The 18,578-nt window shown below is 63.9% G+C and carries 17 protein-coding genes and 1 riboswitch; of the genes, 8 read left to right on the top strand and 9 right to left on the bottom strand.

Translation table 11 applies throughout. From position 1 onward, the window contains the following. Positions 1 to 5: 5 nt before the first annotated feature. On the bottom strand, positions 6 to 461 hold the full coding sequence (locus WB785_RS05450) for a MaoC family dehydratase (RefSeq protein ID WP_424077707.1): 456 nt from the start codon (positions 459 to 461) through the stop codon (positions 6 to 8). 117 nt (positions 462 to 578) lie between these two features. Here WB785_RS05450 and WB785_RS05445 point away from each other — a divergent pair, with 117 nt between their 5' ends. Both WB785_RS05445 and WB785_RS05440 read left to right on the top strand, forming a co-directional pair. After that, on the top strand, positions 579 to 1,076 hold the full coding sequence (locus WB785_RS05445) for a metallophosphoesterase family protein (protein WP_424077705.1): 498 nt from the start codon (positions 579 to 581) through the stop codon (positions 1,074 to 1,076). Between the two features lie 220 nt (positions 1,077 to 1,296). Then, positions 1,297 to 2,289 (top strand): esterase family protein, encoded by a 993-nt coding sequence (locus WB785_RS05440; protein ID WP_424077703.1) that lies wholly within the window; start codon positions 1,297 to 1,299, stop codon positions 2,287 to 2,289. A 65-nt stretch (positions 2,290 to 2,354) separates the two neighbouring features. Here WB785_RS05440 and WB785_RS05435 read toward each other — a convergent pair whose 3' ends face one another. The 4 genes from WB785_RS05435 to WB785_RS05420 all read right to left on the bottom strand — a co-directional run bounded on the left by WB785_RS05435 (position 2,355) and on the right by WB785_RS05420 (position 7,331). Then, positions 2,355 to 3,035, bottom strand: a complete 681-nt coding sequence (locus WB785_RS05435) for a YoaK family protein (protein ID WP_424077701.1) — start codon at positions 3,033 to 3,035, stop codon at positions 2,355 to 2,357. A 67-nt stretch (positions 3,036 to 3,102) separates the two neighbouring features. After that, a complete protein-coding gene (locus WB785_RS05430; protein ID WP_424077700.1) occupies positions 3,103 to 4,428 on the bottom strand; it encodes a maltokinase N-terminal cap-like domain-containing protein in 1,326 nt (441 codons plus the stop codon). Beyond that, the gene (gene treS / locus WB785_RS05425) at positions 4,425 to 6,203 is read right to left on the bottom strand and encodes a maltose alpha-D-glucosyltransferase (protein ID WP_424077699.1); all 1,779 of its coding nucleotides are present in this window, start codon (positions 6,201 to 6,203) and stop codon (positions 4,425 to 4,427) included. The genes WB785_RS05430 and treS overlap by 4 nt, the downstream gene beginning before the upstream one ends. A 93-nt stretch (positions 6,204 to 6,296) precedes the next feature. Beyond that, positions 6,297 to 7,331, bottom strand: a complete 1,035-nt coding sequence (locus WB785_RS05420; protein ID WP_424077698.1) for a S1C family serine protease — start codon at positions 7,329 to 7,331, stop codon at positions 6,297 to 6,299. Between the two features lie 233 nt (positions 7,332 to 7,564). Between WB785_RS05420 and WB785_RS05415 the strand changes: the two genes are divergently transcribed. From WB785_RS05415 to WB785_RS05405, 3 genes are all read left to right on the top strand, one after another. Further along, positions 7,565 to 8,326 (top strand): SDR family NAD(P)-dependent oxidoreductase, encoded by a 762-nt coding sequence (locus tag WB785_RS05415; protein WP_424077697.1) that lies wholly within the window; start codon positions 7,565 to 7,567, stop codon positions 8,324 to 8,326. A 13-nt stretch (positions 8,327 to 8,339) separates the two neighbouring features. Then, complete coding sequence (locus tag WB785_RS05410) at positions 8,340 to 8,747, top strand: TIGR03668 family PPOX class F420-dependent oxidoreductase (protein WP_424077696.1); 408 nt, start codon at positions 8,340 to 8,342, stop codon at positions 8,745 to 8,747. A gap of 156 nt (positions 8,748 to 8,903) precedes the next feature. Next, positions 8,904 to 11,051, top strand: a complete 2,148-nt coding sequence (locus WB785_RS05405) for an elongation factor G-like protein EF-G2 (RefSeq protein ID WP_424077694.1) — start codon at positions 8,904 to 8,906, stop codon at positions 11,049 to 11,051. Positions 11,052 to 11,061: 10 nt separating this feature from the next. Here WB785_RS05405 and WB785_RS05400 read toward each other — a convergent pair whose 3' ends face one another. Beyond that, positions 11,062 to 11,706, bottom strand: a complete 645-nt coding sequence (locus WB785_RS05400) for a cysteine hydrolase family protein (protein ID WP_424077693.1) — start codon at positions 11,704 to 11,706, stop codon at positions 11,062 to 11,064. Positions 11,707 to 11,938: 232 nt separating this feature from the next. Between WB785_RS05400 and WB785_RS05395 the strand changes: the two genes are divergently transcribed. Both WB785_RS05395 and WB785_RS05390 read left to right on the top strand, forming a co-directional pair. Continuing rightward, positions 11,939 to 12,694, top strand: coding sequence for a L,D-transpeptidase (locus tag WB785_RS05395; protein ID WP_424077692.1), 756 nt, complete (start codon positions 11,939 to 11,941; stop codon positions 12,692 to 12,694). 120 nt (positions 12,695 to 12,814) lie between these two features. Next, positions 12,815 to 13,747: an NADP-dependent oxidoreductase gene (locus WB785_RS05390; RefSeq protein WP_424077691.1), complete on the top strand. Its 933-nt coding sequence runs from the start codon at positions 12,815 to 12,817 to the stop codon at positions 13,745 to 13,747. A gap of 7 nt (positions 13,748 to 13,754) precedes the next feature. Here WB785_RS05390 and WB785_RS05385 read toward each other — a convergent pair whose 3' ends face one another. After that, a complete protein-coding gene (locus WB785_RS05385; RefSeq protein ID WP_424077690.1) occupies positions 13,755 to 15,500 on the bottom strand; it encodes an NRAMP family divalent metal transporter in 1,746 nt (581 codons plus the stop codon). 123 nt (positions 15,501 to 15,623) lie between these two features. Beyond that, positions 15,624 to 15,956 (bottom strand): hypothetical protein, encoded by a 333-nt coding sequence (locus WB785_RS05380; RefSeq protein ID WP_424077688.1) that lies wholly within the window; start codon positions 15,954 to 15,956, stop codon positions 15,624 to 15,626. A gap of 331 nt (positions 15,957 to 16,287) precedes the next feature. Continuing rightward, a riboswitch (M-box (ykoK) riboswitch) is annotated at positions 16,288 to 16,461 on the bottom strand. Between the two features lie 127 nt (positions 16,462 to 16,588). Between WB785_RS05380 and WB785_RS05375 the strand changes: the two genes are divergently transcribed. Continuing rightward, positions 16,589 to 17,248 (top strand): O-methyltransferase, encoded by a 660-nt coding sequence (locus tag WB785_RS05375; protein ID WP_424077686.1) that lies wholly within the window; start codon positions 16,589 to 16,591, stop codon positions 17,246 to 17,248. Positions 17,249 to 17,254: 6 nt separating this feature from the next. On the opposite strand, the gene WB785_RS05370 is transcribed toward WB785_RS05375, so the two are convergent. Beyond that, positions 17,255 to 18,578: SGNH hydrolase domain-containing protein (locus tag WB785_RS05370; RefSeq protein ID WP_424077685.1), on the bottom strand; the 1,324-nt coding region annotated here is incomplete at its 5' end.

Genomic DNA, 18,578 nt, shown 5'->3' with positions numbered 1-18,578 from the left:
TGAGCCTACGAGATGTAGCGAACGACGCTCTCGGCTACACACGCCGGCTTTTCCGACCCCTCGATCTCCACGGTGGTCGACACCGTCGCCTGCACCGCGCCATTGCCCAGGTCCTTAACATCGACCAACGAGCTCTGCGCACGGACCTTTGACCCGACCGGCACCGGCGCGGGGAAGCGAACCTTGTTCAGGCCGTAATTGATGGCGAGCTTGATGCCGTTGACCGTATACATCTGATGCTGGAGGCGGGGCAGCAGAGCCAGCGTCATGAAGCCATGGGCGATGGTCGTGCCGAACGGCCCTTTCGCCGCCCGTTCGGGATCCACATGGATCCACTGGTGATCACCGGTCGCGTCGGCGAAGAGGTTGACGTCTTCCTGGGTGATGGTCACCCAGTCGCTTTGTCCGATGCTTTGCCCCTGGATGGCGGCGAGGTCGGCAACTGAGTCGAAGGTGCGCATTGTGTTCTCCTCTGGTTAGGTGCAGACGATAGTGCCGCGCTCGTCGCAGCGGCGCCCGGGGGCGCCCACCTCTGCCAGACCGCAGACCGAAAGCTAAGCCTGTTGCAGGATGACTAGGTGAGGCTCCTGCTTCTTGCCGACACGCACGTTCCGCGACGCGCGCGCGATCTACCCAGCCAGGTATGGGAAGAGGTGACGCACGCCGACGTCGTCTTTCATGCCGGTGATTGGGTGACACCAGAGTTGCTGGACAACCTGACGGCGAAAGCTTCGCGGTTGGTGGCTTGCTGGGGGAACAACGACGGCCCAGTGTTGCGGTCGCGACTACCGGAACGCGCCGACGTGCAGCTGGACGGGTTGCATTTCACGGTGATACACGAAACGGGCGCGGCAGCCGGCCGCGAGGCGCGGCTGTCGCGGCGCTACCCGGACACTGACGTGCTGATCTTCGGCCACAGTCATATCCCGTGGGATAGCACGACGAGTACCGGGCTGCGGCTGCTCAATCCCGGGTCGCCGACCGATCGCCGCCGCCAACCGGCTTGCACCTACATGACCGCGAGCACCGTCGACGGGCGATTGACCGACGTTGTCCTGCACCGCATCCAGCGGTAGGTCTGTCGAATTACCTTGCGGCAGTGCAAATACCGACGTCACGAGGCCAACGAGTCCCAATCGTTATCTTCGAGTCCGCGCCGACGCTTAATCGTTAGCCAACCGCGACGTCACACCCCGAAGCGTCAAACGGGAGTGGGCCGCACGCCGTGTTTGACTGCCTCCGACAGCTATTCGACCGCGTTATGCGGCAAAAGAAAGTTGGGATGGGGTTAGAGCTATGAAGTTCGTTGAGAAGTTGCACGGCGCGGCGGCCCGTTTGCCGCGCCGACTGGCAATCGCGACCGTTGGGGCGGCCTTGCTGGCCGGTCTGGTCGGTGCTGTCGGCGGCTCGGCGACCGTAGGTGCGTTCTCCAAGGCGGGCCTGCCGGTCGAGTACCTGCAAGTGCCATCGGCGGCGATGGGGCACAACATCAAGGTTCAGTTCCAGGGCGGTGGACCACACGCGGTCTACATGCTCGACGGGTTGCGCGCTCAGGACGATTTCAACGGCTGGGACATCAACACCCCAGCGTTCGAGGAGTACTACCAGTCGGGCCTGTCTGTGATCATGCCGGTCGGTGGACAGTCCAGCTTCTACACCGATTGGTATCAGCCGGCGTGCGGCAAAACCGGCTGCCAGACCTACAAGTGGGAAACCTTTATCACCCGCGAGCTGCCGACCTACCTGCAGGCCAACCGGGGCATCGCCCCGACCGGCAACGCCGCAGTGGGCCTGTCGATGTCGGGTGGTTCCGCGCTGATCCTGGCCGCCTACTACCCGCAGCAGTTCTCCTACGCGGGATCGCTGTCGGGCTTTTTGAACCCGTCCGAGGGCTGGTGGCCGACGATGATCGGCCTGGCGATGGGCGATGCGGGCGGTTACAGCGCCACCAACATGTGGGGTCCGACCAGCGACCCGGCGTGGAAGCGCAACGACCCGATGGTCCAGCTCCCTCGACTGGTGCAAAACAACACCCGCATTTGGATTTACTGCGGTAACGGCACTCCGAACGACCTTGGCGGCGACAGCATGCCGGCCAAGTTCCTGGAGAGTTTCACGTTGCGCACCAACGAGCAGTTCCGCGACAACTACGTGGCCGCGGGCGGCAACAACGGTGTGTTTAACTTCCCGCCCAACGGGACCCATGACTGGGGTTACTGGAACCAGCAGCTGGTCGCCATGAAGCCCGACATTCAGCGGGTGCTAAGCGGCGGCCCAGCCGCCACCTGATCTACCCTCCGACGCATCGGCAGCAGCGTGCCCCCAGCGCTGCTGCCGATGCATTTAAACGGGCGCTAGTCCAGCAAGGCCCGGCGGTCCTGGTGGAAGTAGGTGTATCCGGTTGCCAACGCGCACACCACCGATGCAGCGACCAGCATCCCGGTCCCGTTGACCACCAAGCTAATTCCGCCACCGACCGTGGCGCCGACGACGAAGCTGGCGAACAGCAGGAAATAGCCGAGCCAATCCGACACGTCTCCACCCGCGATATGGCGTTCGATCCCCTGGCCCATCTTGACTAGCGTGCCGGTCACATAGCTCAGCGGCGTCGATACCTCGCCATCCTTGACGAAGGACGTGTTCAACGCGCCAATGCCGAAGGCCACCAACCAGATTGGCGCGAAGTCGAGAAAGTTTTCTTCCCAGCCTTCATCGATGACGTCCACCACCGTGGCGGCCACCAGACTGACCGTAGCGAGCACAGTCGGCCCGTGCGGATGCGCGACCCAGAAATAGCGCCTGCACACAGACGCAACCACCACACCGGCGACGAAGGCCACCATGAGCAGGCCAGCCGTAACCGAGAGCAGCACGTCGTCCCGGAAGTATCCCAGCACAGCGCGTTGCGCATTCCCGGTCATGAACGTCACAAAGTATCCGGCGGAATGGGTGAAGGCCGTCGCTCCCAGGACGCCGGCCAGCGCGGCCAGCACCCACGACAGCCGCGCTTCACTGTCGAATGTCTCATGCAGCATGCAGCCATGCTTTCATCACAACCGCAACACTCGCAGTGCGGCAACGGTAACTCAGACGGCACTCATATCAGTTGTTAACCAGCCTTGCTATCGACCGAAGCGGAATCGGCAGCCAACCGGGCCGGTGCCGTGCCTCATAACCGGTCTCATACACGGCCTTGTCCAGTTCATATGCCGCCAATAGCAGCGCCGAATCGCGCGGATCGACACCGGATGCGGCCGCGTAGCCATCGCAGAATGCAGTGCGGTTGCGCTGCACCCACTCTCGGGCGCGTGCGGCGAGTTGCTTGTCGTCTGCCTGATCGACCAGTGGTCCGTACGCGGCGTACTCATAGGAGCGCAGCACACCGGCGACGTCGCGCAACGGCGAATCCGGCGCGCGGCGCTCGTCCAGCGGCTGACCGGGCTCGCCTTCGAAATCGATCAACAGCCAGGACTCCGGTGTGCGCAACACCTGGCCAAGGTGCAAGTCGCCGTGCACCCGCTGGACGGTGATCGTCTGCTCCGCCAGCTTGCCGAACCGCTGCTCGATCGCCTCTGCGTACTGCCCCAGCTCGGACACCGCCGCGACCGCCGACGACAACCGCGCCAACATCGTGTCGACCGGGAAGGGGGCCTGCGACGTTCCGAGGGCGTCGGCGAGCGTGGCATGCACCGAGGCGACGGCTTCGCCGAGCCGGTAGGACTCGCCAGCGAAATCGCCGCCGACCTCATGGGCATACAGGTCACCCTCGGCGAACAGGTCGCGGACGCTGGCGGTGGCCATCGCCCAGCCTTCAGCGGCATTAGCCGCGTACTCGGTCGCCATACCGAGCGGACAGGGGGCGTCGGTATCGGTGCCCTGCGCAGTCAGCTCGTAGCTGCCGAGCAGACGGGCCACGTGTGGGTTACCGGCCCGGCCGAGGACCCGGTTCAGCTCGATATCGGGGTTGATGCCGGCGCTGACGCGGCGAAACACCTTCAGGATGGCGTAGCGCTCGAAGATCACGCTGGTGTTGCTCTGCTCGGCGTCGGACACCCGCGGCGATGCCTCCAGCGGCAGGGTGACGTCCGGCTCCTTGGCGAACGTCACGTCGGATCGGACGGCACCCGTGTCCATCAGCGACAGCAGAAATTGCGCCGCCGGGGGCTCATACAGCGCGTCATAGGCGGTGCGGTCCTCGTCGGCGCCGATGGTGGCGACGGTGGTGTACTCGGGTAGCGGCGCAGTGTCCCAGCTGACGATCACCTGATAGCGCTCTGCCGAGCCGTCGGTGTAACTGACGTCGACCAATACCAGGTCAAGCCCTTCCCGCAGGGCGACGACGCGGTTCGGCTCGGCGGTGGCGAGTTCCCGGCTTCGCCCGGCATACCAGCGCTGCTGGGGAAGCCATTCGGACCACGGCAAGTTCATTGCGTCTCCTCTGACTCAGCCAGCTCGAACCAGTAGAACCCGTGTCCTGGCAGCGTCAGTAGATAGGGCAGTTGGCCGATCCGCGGGAACTCGACTTGACCGGTCAGTTCGATCGGCGTGTAGCCGCTCCAATGTTGGAGGTTCAATTCGATGGGCTGCGGGAATCGCGACAAATTGTTCACGCAAAGCACCACATCGTGGTCGGCTTCGCGCACGTAGGCCAGCACTGACGGGTTGGATCCGCCCATTTCCTCGAACGTACCGATCGCGAACGCGTCATGCCTGCGGCGCACCGCCAACATGGTGCGGGTCCAGTTGAGCAGCGAGGTCGATGTGTCGCGTTGGGCCTCCACGTTGACGGCTTGGTAGCCGTAGATCGGATCCTGGCTGGGTGGCACGTACAACCGACCGGGATTGGCCGTCGAGAATCCAGCGTTGCGGTCCGGAGTCCATTGCATCGGCGTGCGAACTCCGTCGCGATCGCCGAGCCAGATCACGTCGCCCATACCGATCTCGTCGCCGTAGTAGATGACCGGTGAACCAGGTAGCGACAGCAGCAACGCGGTGAACAACTCGATCTGATCGGGATCTTTCTCCAGCAACGGGGCCAGCCGGCGGCGGATGCCGACATTGGCCTTCATCCGCGGATCCTTTGCGTATTCGGCGTACATGTAGTCGCGCTCGTCGTCGGTGACCATTTCCAAGGTGAGCTCGTCGTGGTTGCGCAAGAAAATGCCCCACTGCGCCATCTTCGGGATGGGCGGTGTTTGCGCCATGATTTCCGAGATCGGGAAACGCGATTCGCGGCGCACCGCCATGAAAATGCGCGGCATCAGCGGGAAGTGAAATGCCATGTGGCATTCATCGCCACCGGTTTCGGGGTCACCGAAATACTCGACGACATCGCTTGGCCATTGATTGGCCTCGGCCAGCAACACACGACCGGGGAATTCGTCGTCGACGACCTTGCGGGCGCGCTTGAGAAACGCGTGCGTCTCGGGCAAGTTCTCGCAGTTGGTTCCCTCGCGTTCGAACAGGTAGGGCACGGCGTCCAGCCGGAACCCGTCGATACCGAGGTCGAGCCAAAACCGCATGACGTCGAGCATTGCTTCCTGAACGTCCGCGTTGTCGTAGTTCAGATCCGGCTGGTGGTCGAAGAACCGGTGCCAGTAGAACTGGCGACGGACTGGGTCGAACGTCCAGTTCGAGTCTTCAGTGTCGATGAAGATGATCCGCGCGTCGGTGTACTTGTCGCTGGTGTCGCTCCACACGTAGTAGTCGCCGTATGGTCCGTCGGGGTCGCGCCGCGACTCCTGGAACCAGGCGTGTGAATCCGACGTGTGGTTCATCACCAAGTCGGTGATGATCCGGATACCCCGCCGGTGCGCAGCATCGACCAGCTCGACGAAGTCGTCCACGGTGCCGAACTCCGGCAGCACCTTGTAGAAGTCGCGGATGTCGTAGCCGCCGTCGCGCAACGGCGAATCGTAAAACGGCGGCAGCCAGATGCAATCGACACCGAGCCATTGCAGATAGTCGATCCGCTCGGTCAGGCCCCGTAGGTCACCAAATCCGTCGGCGTTGGAGTCGTAGAACGCTCGAACCAACACTTCGTAGAAAACCGCGTGCTTGAACCACGTTGAATCGGCGGGCAATTCCCGGGCGTCGGCGAAATCGTCGGCGCTGGGATGTTCGACCACGCCCGCTTCGACGTGACTTCCCTCGGCAGGATCGTGCGCAACGGTCTCAGGGGGCTCGTCTCTGTCGCTCGTCAAGTTCACGATCTTACACGTACCCGAGGCATCACAGCGCAAACCATATGCACGCCAAACGAATTGAGCGCAGCTCAGCGAGCTGCGGCGTGCAGGTCAGCCCGGCGGACCGTCCGCCAACGTCACGTTGATGGTGCGACTCTCCAACCCCACGGTGACGTTTTCGCCGGGGTGGTGCTGATCGAGAATGTTCGTCAGCGCGGTAGCCGAGTTGACCGGTTGGCCGTTGACCGAAGTGATCACATCACCCGGGGCCAGCCCCGCACCAGCGGCAGGACCGGTCGGAATCACCTGCTTGACTATCGCCCCCGCGCCGCCGGCGGCGTCGTTGACACCGACGCCGAGGAACGCCGTCGGACCGATGTGCACGGTCGGCGACCCACCGCCCTGAATTTGCGCGGCGATGGCCATCGCCTCGTTGATCGGGATCGCGAAACCTTGGCCGCGGCCCAGGTGGTAGTTGTCGGATGCGGCGGTGTTCATGCCGATCACCTGGTTGGCGGCGTTGACGGTGGGCCCACCGGAATCACCGGGCCGGATCGCGGCGTCGACCTGGATCAGCCCATCCAGCGTCTCAGTGCTGCCGGTCAGGGCGTCGGACGCGGACACCGTCTGGTTCAACCCGACGATGCGTCCGTCCACCGCGCTGGGCGCTCCGCCGACGCCACCGGCGTTGCCCAGCGAGACGATCGGTTCGCCGACGGCGATCGTGTCGGAGTTACCGATATTGGCGGGTTGCAGGCCGCCGCCGGCAAGCTGCAGTACCGCGATGTCATGGCTGCGGTCGAAGCCGATCACCGTGGCCGGAAAGGTCTGACCATTGGCGATGGACCTCGCGGTCAGCTGCGTAGCGCCTGCGACCACGTGGTTATTGGTAAGTACCGTGCTGGGACCGATCACAATGCCAGTTCCGGCGCCCACGGCGCTCTGATATCCGAGCTTGGCGTCGATGTCGACGATCGTCGGGCCCACCTGCCCAACGGCCGCCAGCGCGTCTTGCGGCGCCGGCGGCGTCAATGGCGAGGCGTGCACGGGCGCGGCGCCCAGACCCAGCGCTACCACCGCGATCAGACTGAGCAACCACAGTTCCATCCGCGACCTTTGTGGTCTTGGGCGGTGCGATTTGCTCATCCCGTTACCTCCTGCATCGGTTCCAGCTCGATCAAGCTCGGATTGTCGCAGCGTCGGGGTTCCTTCGCGCGATTTTGTTCACTACACCGTAACCGGGGTTTGCTCATCGGGCATCCCGGTCGCTTCGACCAGGCGCGGGAGTCCCCGAGCGCGTAGCGTCAAACCGGCGCTGATCTCGCGGTTCCCCACCCGATGTGGTTGGCCCGACCGGTAGCTGCAAAGGTGTCTTTTCCATGAGCGTGCTTGATTCATTCCGACTTGACGACAAAGTGGTGGTCGTGACCGGTGCGTCGTCGGGCCTCGGCGTAGCGTTCGCCCAGGCGTTCGCCGAAGCCGGCGCCGACGTCGTGTTGGGTGCGCGTCGCGTCGACAGGTTGGCCGAGACTGCCGAACTGGTCGAAGCCGCCGGCCGCAAGCCGCTGCCGGTGGCCACCGACGTCAGCGTGCCCGAACAGTGCCAAGCACTGATCGACTCCGCGATGCAAACCTTCGGCCGGGTCGACGTGCTGGTCAACAACGCCGGAGTGGGGTCCGCGCACCCGGCTACCCGCGAGACGCCGGAGCAGTTCCGCTCGGTGATCGACGTCAACCTCAACGGCGCTTACTGGGTGGCACAGGCCAGCGGGCGGGTCATGCAACCGGGGAGTTCGATCATCAACATCGCCAGTGTCCTGGGCATCACCACTGCCGATCTGCCGCAGGCCGCCTACAGCGCCAGCAAGGCCGCGATCATCGGGCTCACTCGAGATCTCGCCCAGCAGTGGGGCTCGCGAAAGGGAATCCGAGTCAACGCGCTGGCGCCGGGATTCTTTCGGACCGAGATGACTGACGAGTACAAGCCGGGGTACCTGGAAAACCAGGCGCATCGGCTGGTGCTGGGCCGGCTCGGTGACCCGCGCGAGCTCGCCGCCACTGCGGTGTGGCTGGCATCAGCGGCCGGCGGCTATGTCACCGGGCAGACGATCGTCGTCGACGGCGGCCTGACGATCACCTAATAGGCTCAGCGTTGTGGTCAACTTCGACCCCAAAGCCAGCTTCGCTCACGCGTCGGTAGCCCGGCTGGGCACCGTCAGCCCCGACGGCACGCCGCACCTGGTGCCAGTGGTGTTTGCGGTTCGCGACGACGTCGTCTATACCGCTGTGGACGCCAAGCCCAAGACCACCCAACGTCTGCGACGGCTGGCCAATATCGAACGGCACCCGCAGGTGAGCCTGCTGGTCGATCACTACGCCGATGACTGGACACAGTTGTGGTGGGTCCGTGTCGACGGCATCGCCGCGATACACCGCGACGGCAATACCCTGCAGGCAGGGCACGACCTGTTGCGCGCGAAATACGCTCAGTATCAATCGGTTCCGTTGAACGGGCCGGTGATTGCGGTCGCGGTCCAGCGTTGGAGCAGCTGGTACGCCTGAGCGCGGCCGTCCCCCTTGGAATCCCTAGCAAAATCCGCCGTTACTGTCCTGTTCACTCTTGTGCTAGGCGGGAGCGAGGGGAAAGGTGACTACCAGGGTCGCTGCCCCCCGCGCGGGAGTCAGCAAACCGATGCGGGCTCAAAGGAGAGACACGTCATGGCAGACAAGTCCAATGCTTCCCAAACCGTAGGAGCCGCCCCCGCCGTGGATGATCCGGCCGCGGTCCGCAACGTGGTGCTGGTCGGTCCGTCCGGCGGCGGCAAGACCACACTGGTGGAGGCCCTTCTGGTCGCCGCCGGCGTGTTGTCGCGACCGGGTTCCGTCGCCGACGGCAACACCGTCTGCGACCACGACGAGGCCGAGATCCGCCAGCAACGGTCCGTTGGTCTGGCCTTGGCGTCGCTGTTGCACGACGGCGTCAAGGTCAATCTGGTCGACACTCCGGGGTATGCCGATTTTGTCGGCGAACTGCGGGCCGGGCTGCGCGCCGCGGACTGCGCCCTGTTTGTCATCGCGGCCAACGAGGACGTCGACGAACCGACCAAGTCCCTTTGGCAGGAGTGCAGCCAGGTTGACATGCCGCGGGCAGTGGTGATCACCAAACTCGACCACGCCAGAGCCAACTATCAGAATGCGCTGTCGACGGCCCAAAATGCGTTCGGCGACAAGGTTTTACCGCTCTACCTGCCTGTCGGCGACGGACTGATCGGGCTGCTATCGCAGACCCACTACGAATACCAGGACGGGAGACGGAGCACGCATTCGCCCGATGCGTCGTACGCCGATCAAATCGAAGAAGCGCGTGGCACGTTGATCGAGGGAATCATCGAAGAGTCCGAAGACGAATCGTTGATGGAGCGGTATCTGGGTGGCGAAAAAATCGACGAATCAGTGTTGATCGACGATCTGGAGAAAGCAATTGCCCGTGGCTCGTTTTTCCCTGTGATCCCGGTGTGCAGCAGCACCGGTGTCGGCACCCTGGAACTGCTAGAGGTCGCTACCCGCGGATTCCCGTCTCCAGCGGAACACCCGCTGCCCGATGTCTTTACGCCGCAGGGTGCGGTGTTCACCAAGGTGACCTGCGGCTCCGATTCGCCGCTGCTGGCCGAGGTGGTGAAGACGACCTCAGATCCCTACGTCGGCAGGCTAAGCCTGGTCCGGGTTTTCTCGGGCACCATCCGGCCCGACACGACGGTTCATGTGTCGGGCCATTTCTCGTCATTCTTCGGGGCCAGCAACGGCACCGGCCACAGTCACGTCGATCACGATGAGGATGAACGCATCGGTGCGCTGTCCTTCCCGCTGGGCAAGCAGCAGCGGCCCGCGTCGGTAGTGCTGCCGGGTGACATGTGTGCGATCGGCCGGCTGAGCCGGGCGGAAACCGGAGACACCCTGTCGGACAAGGGCGAACCGCTAGTGCTCAAACCGTGGGTCATGCCGGAATCGCTGCTCCCGGTGGCCATTCAGGCACACGCCAAGACCGACGAGGACAAGCTGTCAGTCGGGTTGGGTCGGCTGGCGGCTGAGGATCCGACACTGCGCATCGAGCAGAATCCGGAGACACACCAGGTTGTGCTGTGGTGTATGGGTGAGGCGCACGCCGGCGTACTACTCGACGCGCTGGCCAACCGCTACGGCGTCGCCGTGGATACCGTCGAGCTACGGGTACCGCTGCGGGAAACCTTCGCAGGCAAGGCAAAAGGCCACGGTCGACATGTCAAGCAATCCGGTGGACACGGCCAGTACGCGGTCTGCGATATCGAAGTCGAGCCGCTACCGGAAGGGTCCGGTTTCGAGTTCGTGGACAAGGTGGTCGGTGGCGCGGTGCCGCGACAGTTCATCCCCAGCGTGGAAAAGGGAGTACGCGCTCAGATGGAAAAGGGCGTGCATGCCGGCTACCCTGTGGTCGACATCCGCGTCACGCTGCTCGATGGCAAGGCGCACAGCGTCGACTCGTCGGATTTCGCCTTCCAAATGGCCGGCTCCCTGGCGATGAAGGAGGCCGCCGCGGCGACCAAGGTGACTCTGCTCGAGCCGATCGACGAGATCTCGGTGCTCATCCCCGATGATCTGGTCGGTGCGGTGATGGGTGATCTATCCGGGCGTCGCGGCCGGGTACTGGGCACCGACACCGCCGGCAACGACCGCACATTGGTGAGAGCCGAAGTGCCGCAAGTGGAGCTGACTCGGTACGCCATCGACCTGCGCTCGCTGTCACACGGCGCAGCCTCGTTCACCCGCTCCTTTGCCCGGTACGAACCGATGCCGGAATCCGCTGCCGCCCGGGTGAAATCGTCGAACTGAGGGTCGGGCGCTATCCCTGACTCAGCCACGCAAGTGTCGCCGACAGATCTCGAACGTCGACGCCTATCGCCCCGCATTCGTTGATGCCTCGGTCGTCAAGCCCGGACACCGCATCGGATACCAGCACGATCCGGAAGTCGCGCTCGGAGGCCTCGTAGATAGACGTGCGGGGGCAGTTCGGGAAGTTACAGCCGGCGAAAACCAGAGTGTTGCTGCCGATATCGCGAATATGCTGCTCGAGGTTGGTCTGGTAGAAGGCACCCCAGCGCGGCTTGTACATCACGTGTTCGCGCGGGCCGATCTGCTGGAGTTCACCGCTGAGGAGCGATTCATGGTCCAGCTCAACAGGATTGGGCAGCAATTCGGTTGCGATTTGCGAGCCCGCGCTACCCGGGACAGCGAACCGCGCACCCTGCTCGATCGCCTGCTTACGCACCATGTCCGCATTCGACCCGTCCGGACGGTAGAGCCTCACGACGTGCACGATCGGCCTTGCCCGGGCGCGAAATTCGGTTACCAGCGAAGCCATGGCCGGGATCGCCGCCTTGGTGCCCTCGATGGGCAGCGGAGCGTCGTCGGCGTAGAAGTCGCGTTGGACGTCGATCAGGACGAGTGCCGCCGAGTCGGGCAGCGGCCGGGTGTACGGATCCGACATAGCCTTTGGTTTAACACAGCGATCTTCGCTTGCCAAGGCACGAGTGGCCCGACGAGTTTGAGATCACGTCGAAGGTCGCTTTAGGGCGTCGACCAGGTCAGCTGATAACGATTTCGCATATCTAGCCGCGACTTGCGCGTTTAACGATCCGTTTGCTGGATGCTGGATAGGGTACATATTGAGATACAGAATGTAAGCACTTGGGGCTTGCACCATCTCGGAGGTGGACACCGTGCGTACAGCGGTTCGAAAGATATGGCTCGCGGGAGCAGTTGCCGCGCTGGCCATCGCGGGATCGGGCGCCCCGAGCATGGCAGCGATCGCGCCCCCGGAGCCGCCCCCGGGCGTCACCTCGATCCAACCGGCGAACGGCGCGGTCGTCGGTGTGGCTCATCCGGTGATCGTCACGTTCACCGAGCCAGTCCGTGACCGGGCAGGCGCCGAACGCACGATCAAGATCACCGATCCGAACCATATGACCGGGCGATTCGATTGGGTCGACAACAACGTCGTGCAATGGATTCCAAACGGCTACTGGCCCGCCCACAGCCACATCGGTGTTACCGTGCACGCCTTGTCAACCGGCTTCGACACGGGCGACCAGGTAGTCGGCACTGCGAGTATTTCCCAGCACACCTTTACCGTCAGCGTCAACGGCGAAGTACTGCGCACGATGCCGGCGTCGATGGGTAAACCGTCCCGCCCCACGCCGATGGGCAACTTCACCGCGCTGTCCAAAGAGCGCACTGTCCGGATGGATTCGCGGACGATCGGGATCCCGCTGAGCTCGCCGGAAGGATACGACATCGTCGCCTCGTGGGCGGTACGGGTCACCGGGAGCGGTGTCTACGTGCATTCGGCGCCCTGGTCGGTGGATTCGCAGGGCTATGCGAATGTCAGCCACGGCTGCATCAACCTCAGCCCGGACAACGCCGAGTGGTATTTCAACACCGTCCACATCGGTGATCCGATCAACGTGGTGTCGTAGCGGCCCGACGTGCGCCTTATCTGACGACACCCGGTTGTGGCGACGGTCACACCCGCATGTGGAAGAGGCGGGGGAGCCGCCGAGTTTGCGCCTAAGACGGCTTCGACGAAAGGTGCTCCCGTGACAACTACCAAAGCGCGCGCGGTCCGTTTCGACCACTATGGCGGGCGCGATGTCCTGTACTTGGCCGATGTCGATGTGCACGCACCCGGTAAAGGCGAAGTGCTGGTTGAGGTTCGCGCCGCCGGGATCAATCCCGGCGAGGCGGCCATCCGCGCCGGCGCACTACACGAGCAGTTCCCCACCACCTTTCCCTCCGGCGAGGGCAGCGATCTGGCCGGCGTTGTCGTCGAGGTCGGTGACGGGGTAAGCGATTTCGCCGTCGAGGACGAGGTGCTCGGGTTCAGCTTTCAGCGATCCAGCCACGCCACGCACACCGTTGTCCCGGTTGATCAGCTGATCCACAAGCCCGCGCAGCTGAGCTGGGAGGTCGCCGGATCTCTCTACGTAGTCGGCGCCACCGCCTACGCGGCAGTTCACTCTGTCGCGCCGCAGCCGGGCGAGACGGTCGCGGTCTCCGCCGCGGCCGGCGGAGTCGGCAGCGTGGTCGTGCAGCTGTTGGCGCTTCGCAACGTGCGGGTGCTGGGCATCGCGTCGGCAAGCAATGCCGAGTGGCTACGCGCTCACGGTGCTATCCCAGTCGAATACGGCGACGGGTTGGCCCAGCGATTGCGAGAGGCCGCGCCGGACGGCATCGATGCCTTCATCGATCTGTTCGGAGCGGATTACGTTCAGCTCGCCGTCGACCTCGGCGTAGCGCCCGAGCGCATCGACACCATCATCTCTTTCGCGAAGGCCGCCGAGGTCGGCGCCAAGACCGAAGGCAGCGCCGCGGGTTCAACGCCGGCGGTGCTGAAAGAGATCGCCGACTTGGTCGCTTCCGGCGCAATCGACTTCGACGTCGCCGCAACCTACCCGCTCGACCGCGTCGCCGATGCTTTCGCAGAACTCGAGCAGCGGCATACCCACGGCAAAATCGTTCTACTGCCCTGAGATTCGGTTAGCCGATGCCGGCCTGGACGATTTTGACCACCACCATCACTCCCGCGATAACCAGGTAGCTGCGTAGCGTCAGCAGCCCGGCACGTCGCAGCGGCGAGATGGCCGGTCGCTCCAGGGTCGCCAGCGCCGGCGTGGTCCAGCGTGCACGGACCTGGTGGCGGAAGGCTTTCAGTTCCTTACGTGTCAGCTTGGGGAGCTCGTCGAGTTCCTCCACCTGATCCAGGTCCAACGCACCAAACGGCACGGTGTTCTCCGCTTCGCGGCGTTGCGCGATCCAACCGGCGGCGTAGATGATCGCGCCACCCAGAACGCCCAGACCGGCAGCGATTCCGAGCCCGGTCGCAAGAGTCGCGGTGGATAGGTTCGGGAAGAACGTCACCGCGGTGAGCATCAGCGACAGCACCACCAGCGACCACACGATCATCCACGCGAGGGCGTTTTGCCGGAAGCTGTTCACCCACGGACCCATCACCGGGCGGTCGTTGCAAAGCAGCACCAAAAACACTGTCGCCGAAGGCAGTAGCACACCGGCCAGCGCCTGCACCCCCTGAGTGATCAGACCGAGGACGTGATCGGGGCTGAACGCGACGGCGGCCGACACCGCAAGCAGCACGGCGTAACTGCCATAGAACAGCGGGGCCTCGGTGATCTTCCAGTGCAGCGAGTGCGGCTTGCCCATCGCATCGCCCAGCGCGTATGTGGTGGCCAGCCCGACGCAGTTCGCCCCGATCAACGATGCGTCCAACAAGATGATCGCGAACAGCACGCCGACCGTGTGCCCCACATGATTCGACAGGTGCATGGCGACCGCGCCGGCGTCGGTGAAGTTGCCCGCGGCCGCGGTCCCACCGAGCCCGAATCCGGTGATTGCCATGAGCGCGAACGCCCCGCACATCACGACGACGATTCCGATGACCAAATCGGCTCGTCCGTAGGGGATCCAGCGCGGAGTGATGCGCTTGTCGACGACGTTGGACTGCTGGAAGAACAACTGCCAGGGCGCCACCGTGGTGCCCACGATTGCCATGATGACCATCAGCACGACCGAGTCGTGGTCGCCCGGCAGCGAGGGAATCAGTCCCTGCACGCTGGTGCCGACGGTTGGGTGGACCGACAGTGCAAGCGGGAAGACCACGATGTTCACCGCGATCAACACGAACATCAGCTGCTCCCAACGACGGAACGAACCGCCCGCCACCACCGCGAACAGCAGCACGGCGGCTGCCGGTATCGCAAACACTTTCGGGCAGCCCAGGAATCCGAGCGCCAGGGATACTCCGATGAATTCGGTCACGATCGTCAAAGCGTTGAGGATCAACAGATCTCCAACACTGAACGCGCCCCAGAATTTGCCGAAACGTTCGAAGATCAGCCGCGCATGGCCGACCCGGGTTACTGCGCCCAACCGGAGCACCATCTCCTGGTTGACGTAGAGCACCGGGATCAGCAACGCCAGCGTCCACAGCAGCTTCATGCCGTAGTTCTGCCCGGCCTGTGTGTACGTCGCGACACCACCGGCGTCGTTGTCGCCGACCATCACGATCAGTCCGGGTCCGGTGATGACCAACAACATCCGAAGCCGTTGCCACCAACTACGACCCGGGGCGGCGGCATCCATCCGGATACGACCGAAGGCGCCGACGATGTCGCCGACGTGCGCCGAATCCAGCACCGCCGACTCGGACGGTGTGGCCTGCCGAGTCGTCGGAATGCCGACGGTGGCTTGGGGGGAGATGGAAGTCATTGGCTTCTCGCTCTCTGGAAATCGATGCACCTGCTAGTGGGACGGTCAGGAATGAGGCCAGGGCAGCCGGAGCCAACGCACGACGCAGCGCGCCGGCGTCGGGCGTGTCAGCAGCAGCTGTCGCTAGGAGGCGGACGCCCGCCTTGCGAAGCCGTGATCACCGTCGGCGGAATCCAGGACATACAACGGCTTCTTGCGAATTCGGCTACGGTAATACGACCAGGGTGGACGCTGCTCCTCCGGAATTCCCACCATCTGATCGAGCAAGTTGGTGGCATGCAGCGCGACGGCGACATGACGCTGAACGCGCCCTAGGTCGCTGAAGGCCTTGAACATGTCATCACAGCCGGCATCGGGGACAGTGCTTTCCGAAAGCAACTCCAGCGCCTCGAGAAGGGCAGCACGCACGTCTCCGCATGCCCGGTGAATCTGGCGCTCCGGGTTAGGCCGGGCCATCGCTACCTCCTCGATTTTGCTGTGCAACAAGAAATTCCATGATGTCGTCTCCTGTGGGAGCGCCCGCCCGATTACCTAGCGCCATGACAACCGCTGAACGCGTTTCGGGCACACCTCATTGCCCCGCGCACTAAATACGCGCAGGCACACCCGAAGTAGCGTCCGAAAAGGCTCAGACGGCAGAAGGAATGCCGCTACCGGATCGGGACGAAACGAAATTCGAATACGGATGCGGACTGTCGCTCGGACTCATCTCGCCCATCACCTCCTCACGGCCAGGACACACGGGGGTGTCACCAGGTGCGCGCATAAGGGGTTTGACGCCGACGGCGACGCACCCCTCTCGTCGGAGCTTCGGCACTGCACGGCGTATCCGGAGCTTCTTCCGGAAGCCACTTGGGCTCAACCCTTAAGCCGGGAGGAGCTGTCCTGACCCGGGGCGTCTCTCGACGTTCGGGGTCAGTGGCCTATATCCGTGCAGACGCCTCACCTACCGAGGTGCTTGCCAGTCCATCCTGGCACCGCACGCGGTGCAGGTCAAACGTTATCGGAAATTAGTTCGCGGTCAGCGCCGTGCCTCCAGTCCGCGGGGAGCAGACGCATTGCCGTCCGGGCGGCCTAGGCTCGGCGGTATGCCCACCACATTGCACGACCAACGAGTCGCAGCAGCCCTGGACAGGATGTACGCCGAGGCGAACGAACAAATGCCGCGGCTGCGCGATATGCAAGACGAGCTGTCTACTGCTAAGACCGCACAAGAGCGTGCCGACGCAATGAGTGCTTTCTACATCCCGGTCACCCCGCAGGCCGGCCGATTGCTGTACTCACTGGTTCGGGCTATGCGACCCGCGACCATCGTGGAATTCGGTATGTCGTTGGGCATTTCAGCGCTTCACCTGGCGGCAGCGGTGCGCGACAACGGTACCGGGCGAGTGATAACCACTGAACTCAGCGCGGACAAGATCGCCGCCGCGAAGCAGACCTTTGCCGACACCGGGTTGGACGACCTGATCACCATTCTCGAGGGCGACGCCCTTTCCACGCTTGCCGACCTTGACGGACCCGTCGGTGTGGTGCTGCTCGACGGCTGGAAGGAGCTGTACCTCCCGGTGGTCAAGCTGCTCGAGCCACATCTGTCGCCAGGAGCCCTCGTCGTCGCCGACAACACGGAGATGGCGGACACACAGCCGTACCTCGACTATGTCCGCAACGTTGAAAACGGCTATGTCAGTGTCAACTTCGCCGCCCGCAAAAGCGACAGCATGGAGATCAGCTGCCGCGTCGGCAATTAGCTGCGGTTATTTCAGCGATTTCTCCAGCCACGGCGTTAGCCACTGCACGCCTTCGGCGGTCAGGTGTACACCATCGCTACGCACTTGGATGCCATCAACTTTCGCGGTGTAGACCCCGTCCGGGCACAGCTTCTTGTTCAGGTCCAGTATCCGCACGCCTGTGCGTTGGCCGATGGTCACGCTCAACAATTTGTTCCATTCCTTCACCCGCTCGGGTTGATCCTCTGGCCACGAGCTGCCATCCGGACGTTCACCCCGCCGGCTGTAGGGCAGATTAGCCACGGTCAATGGCGCGCCGCTGGAGCTGAGAATGTCTACCGCGCTGCCCAATTCAGCTGTCAAGTAGGCGTCGAAGGCCGGGTCACCGATGTGAGTCCACCGACCCTCGTTGACTCGATCGACCGTCTCCCAGCGGCCGGCGATCAGCAGTATGGCGTCGGGCTGGTCTATCGCGATCTCTGATCTCCATCTACTCGGCCACGATTCGCATTCGCCCTTCTGATCCAGCGTCTCGCCCAAATAGCGGTACGGGCCGCCGCGCACCAAGCTGCAACCGATCACGGTGTGGTCGATGAATTGGAACCCCGGAGTCGGCGGAAGGAAATGCATCAACGTCCAGCCGATCGAGTCGCCGAAGACCGACACGGTAAACGGTCGTCGTGGATCACGCTGCCCCACGGCGCGCGCAGGGATGAATGCCCTAGGCGGAGACGGCGAAACAACCGCGACCGATGACACGCCAGGCGGCAGGCTGCCCGCAAGCGGCCCGCCGCCGGGCCGGGCAGAAACCGGAACAACCAGCAAGATCACCGCGGCGGCCGTCGCGGCGGTCGCCCCGGCTAGCGGCAACAACGGCACCCGCACCGGTCGCCATCTCCGGATGGGCCCTTCGATCGCCCACCACGACACGATGGAAACCGCCAGCGTGGCGGCGCACCGGACAGCGAATAACGACAGCCCTGACCACCCGGTCCGTTCACCGTTGAGCACCAAAAAGATCGGCCAATGCCACAGGTAGACGCCGTACGAGATAGTGCCCAGCCACGCCACCGGACCCCACGCGAGCGCAACGGCCACAGGTCCGCGCTGGTCGAGCGCCACCGGGGCAATCACCAGCACCGCCGCAATGGCCACCACAATCAGCAGACCTTCGTGGAACTCGCGGGCGCTGCCGGTGGCGAAGTGGGTGGCGACCCCCAACAGCGCCAGGCCGACTACCGGCAGCAGCCGCGCTATCCATTTGCCCCACCGGGACCGGATCAGTGACCAGCCGCGGTTCAGCGACGACCAGTCGCTCACCAGTAGCGCCGACGCCGCCGCGCCCACCAAC

It is taken from the genome of Mycobacterium sp., assembly GCF_049585075.1.
In the GTDB taxonomy this organism is placed as follows: Bacteria; Actinomycetota; Actinomycetes; order Mycobacteriales; family Mycobacteriaceae; genus Mycobacterium.
Note: the sequence above shows the minus strand (reverse complement) of the source record. Positions and strands in the feature narration are given on the sequence as shown.

Excerpts from the sequence above, each read along its gene's own strand:
- WB785_RS05380 (WP_424077688.1), bottom strand. The coding sequence starts at position 15,956 with ATGGCCCGGCCTAACCCGGAGCGCCAGATTCACCGGGCATGCGGAGAC.
- WB785_RS05430 (WP_424077700.1), bottom strand. The coding sequence starts at position 4,428 with ATGAACTTGCCGTGGTCCGAATGGCTTCCCCAGCAGCGCTGGTATGCC.
- WB785_RS05385 (WP_424077690.1), bottom strand. The coding sequence starts at position 15,500 with ATGACTTCCATCTCCCCCCAAGCCACCGTCGGCATTCCGACGACTCGG.
- WB785_RS05440 (WP_424077703.1), top strand. The coding sequence starts at position 1,297 with ATGAAGTTCGTTGAGAAGTTGCACGGCGCGGCGGCCCGTTTGCCGCGC.
- WB785_RS05400 (WP_424077693.1), bottom strand. The coding sequence starts at position 11,706 with ATGTCGGATCCGTACACCCGGCCGCTGCCCGACTCGGCGGCACTCGTC.
- WB785_RS05450 (WP_424077707.1), bottom strand. The coding sequence starts at position 461 with ATGCGCACCTTCGACTCAGTTGCCGACCTCGCCGCCATCCAGGGGCAA.
- WB785_RS05420 (WP_424077698.1), bottom strand. The coding sequence starts at position 7,331 with ATGAGCAAATCGCACCGCCCAAGACCACAAAGGTCGCGGATGGAACTG.
- WB785_RS05405 (WP_424077694.1), top strand. The coding sequence starts at position 8,904 with ATGGCAGACAAGTCCAATGCTTCCCAAACCGTAGGAGCCGCCCCCGCC.
- WB785_RS05375 (WP_424077686.1), top strand. The coding sequence starts at position 16,589 with ATGCCCACCACATTGCACGACCAACGAGTCGCAGCAGCCCTGGACAGG.
- WB785_RS05415 (WP_424077697.1), top strand. The coding sequence starts at position 7,565 with ATGAGCGTGCTTGATTCATTCCGACTTGACGACAAAGTGGTGGTCGTG.
- WB785_RS05435 (WP_424077701.1), bottom strand. The coding sequence starts at position 3,035 with ATGCTGCATGAGACATTCGACAGTGAAGCGCGGCTGTCGTGGGTGCTG.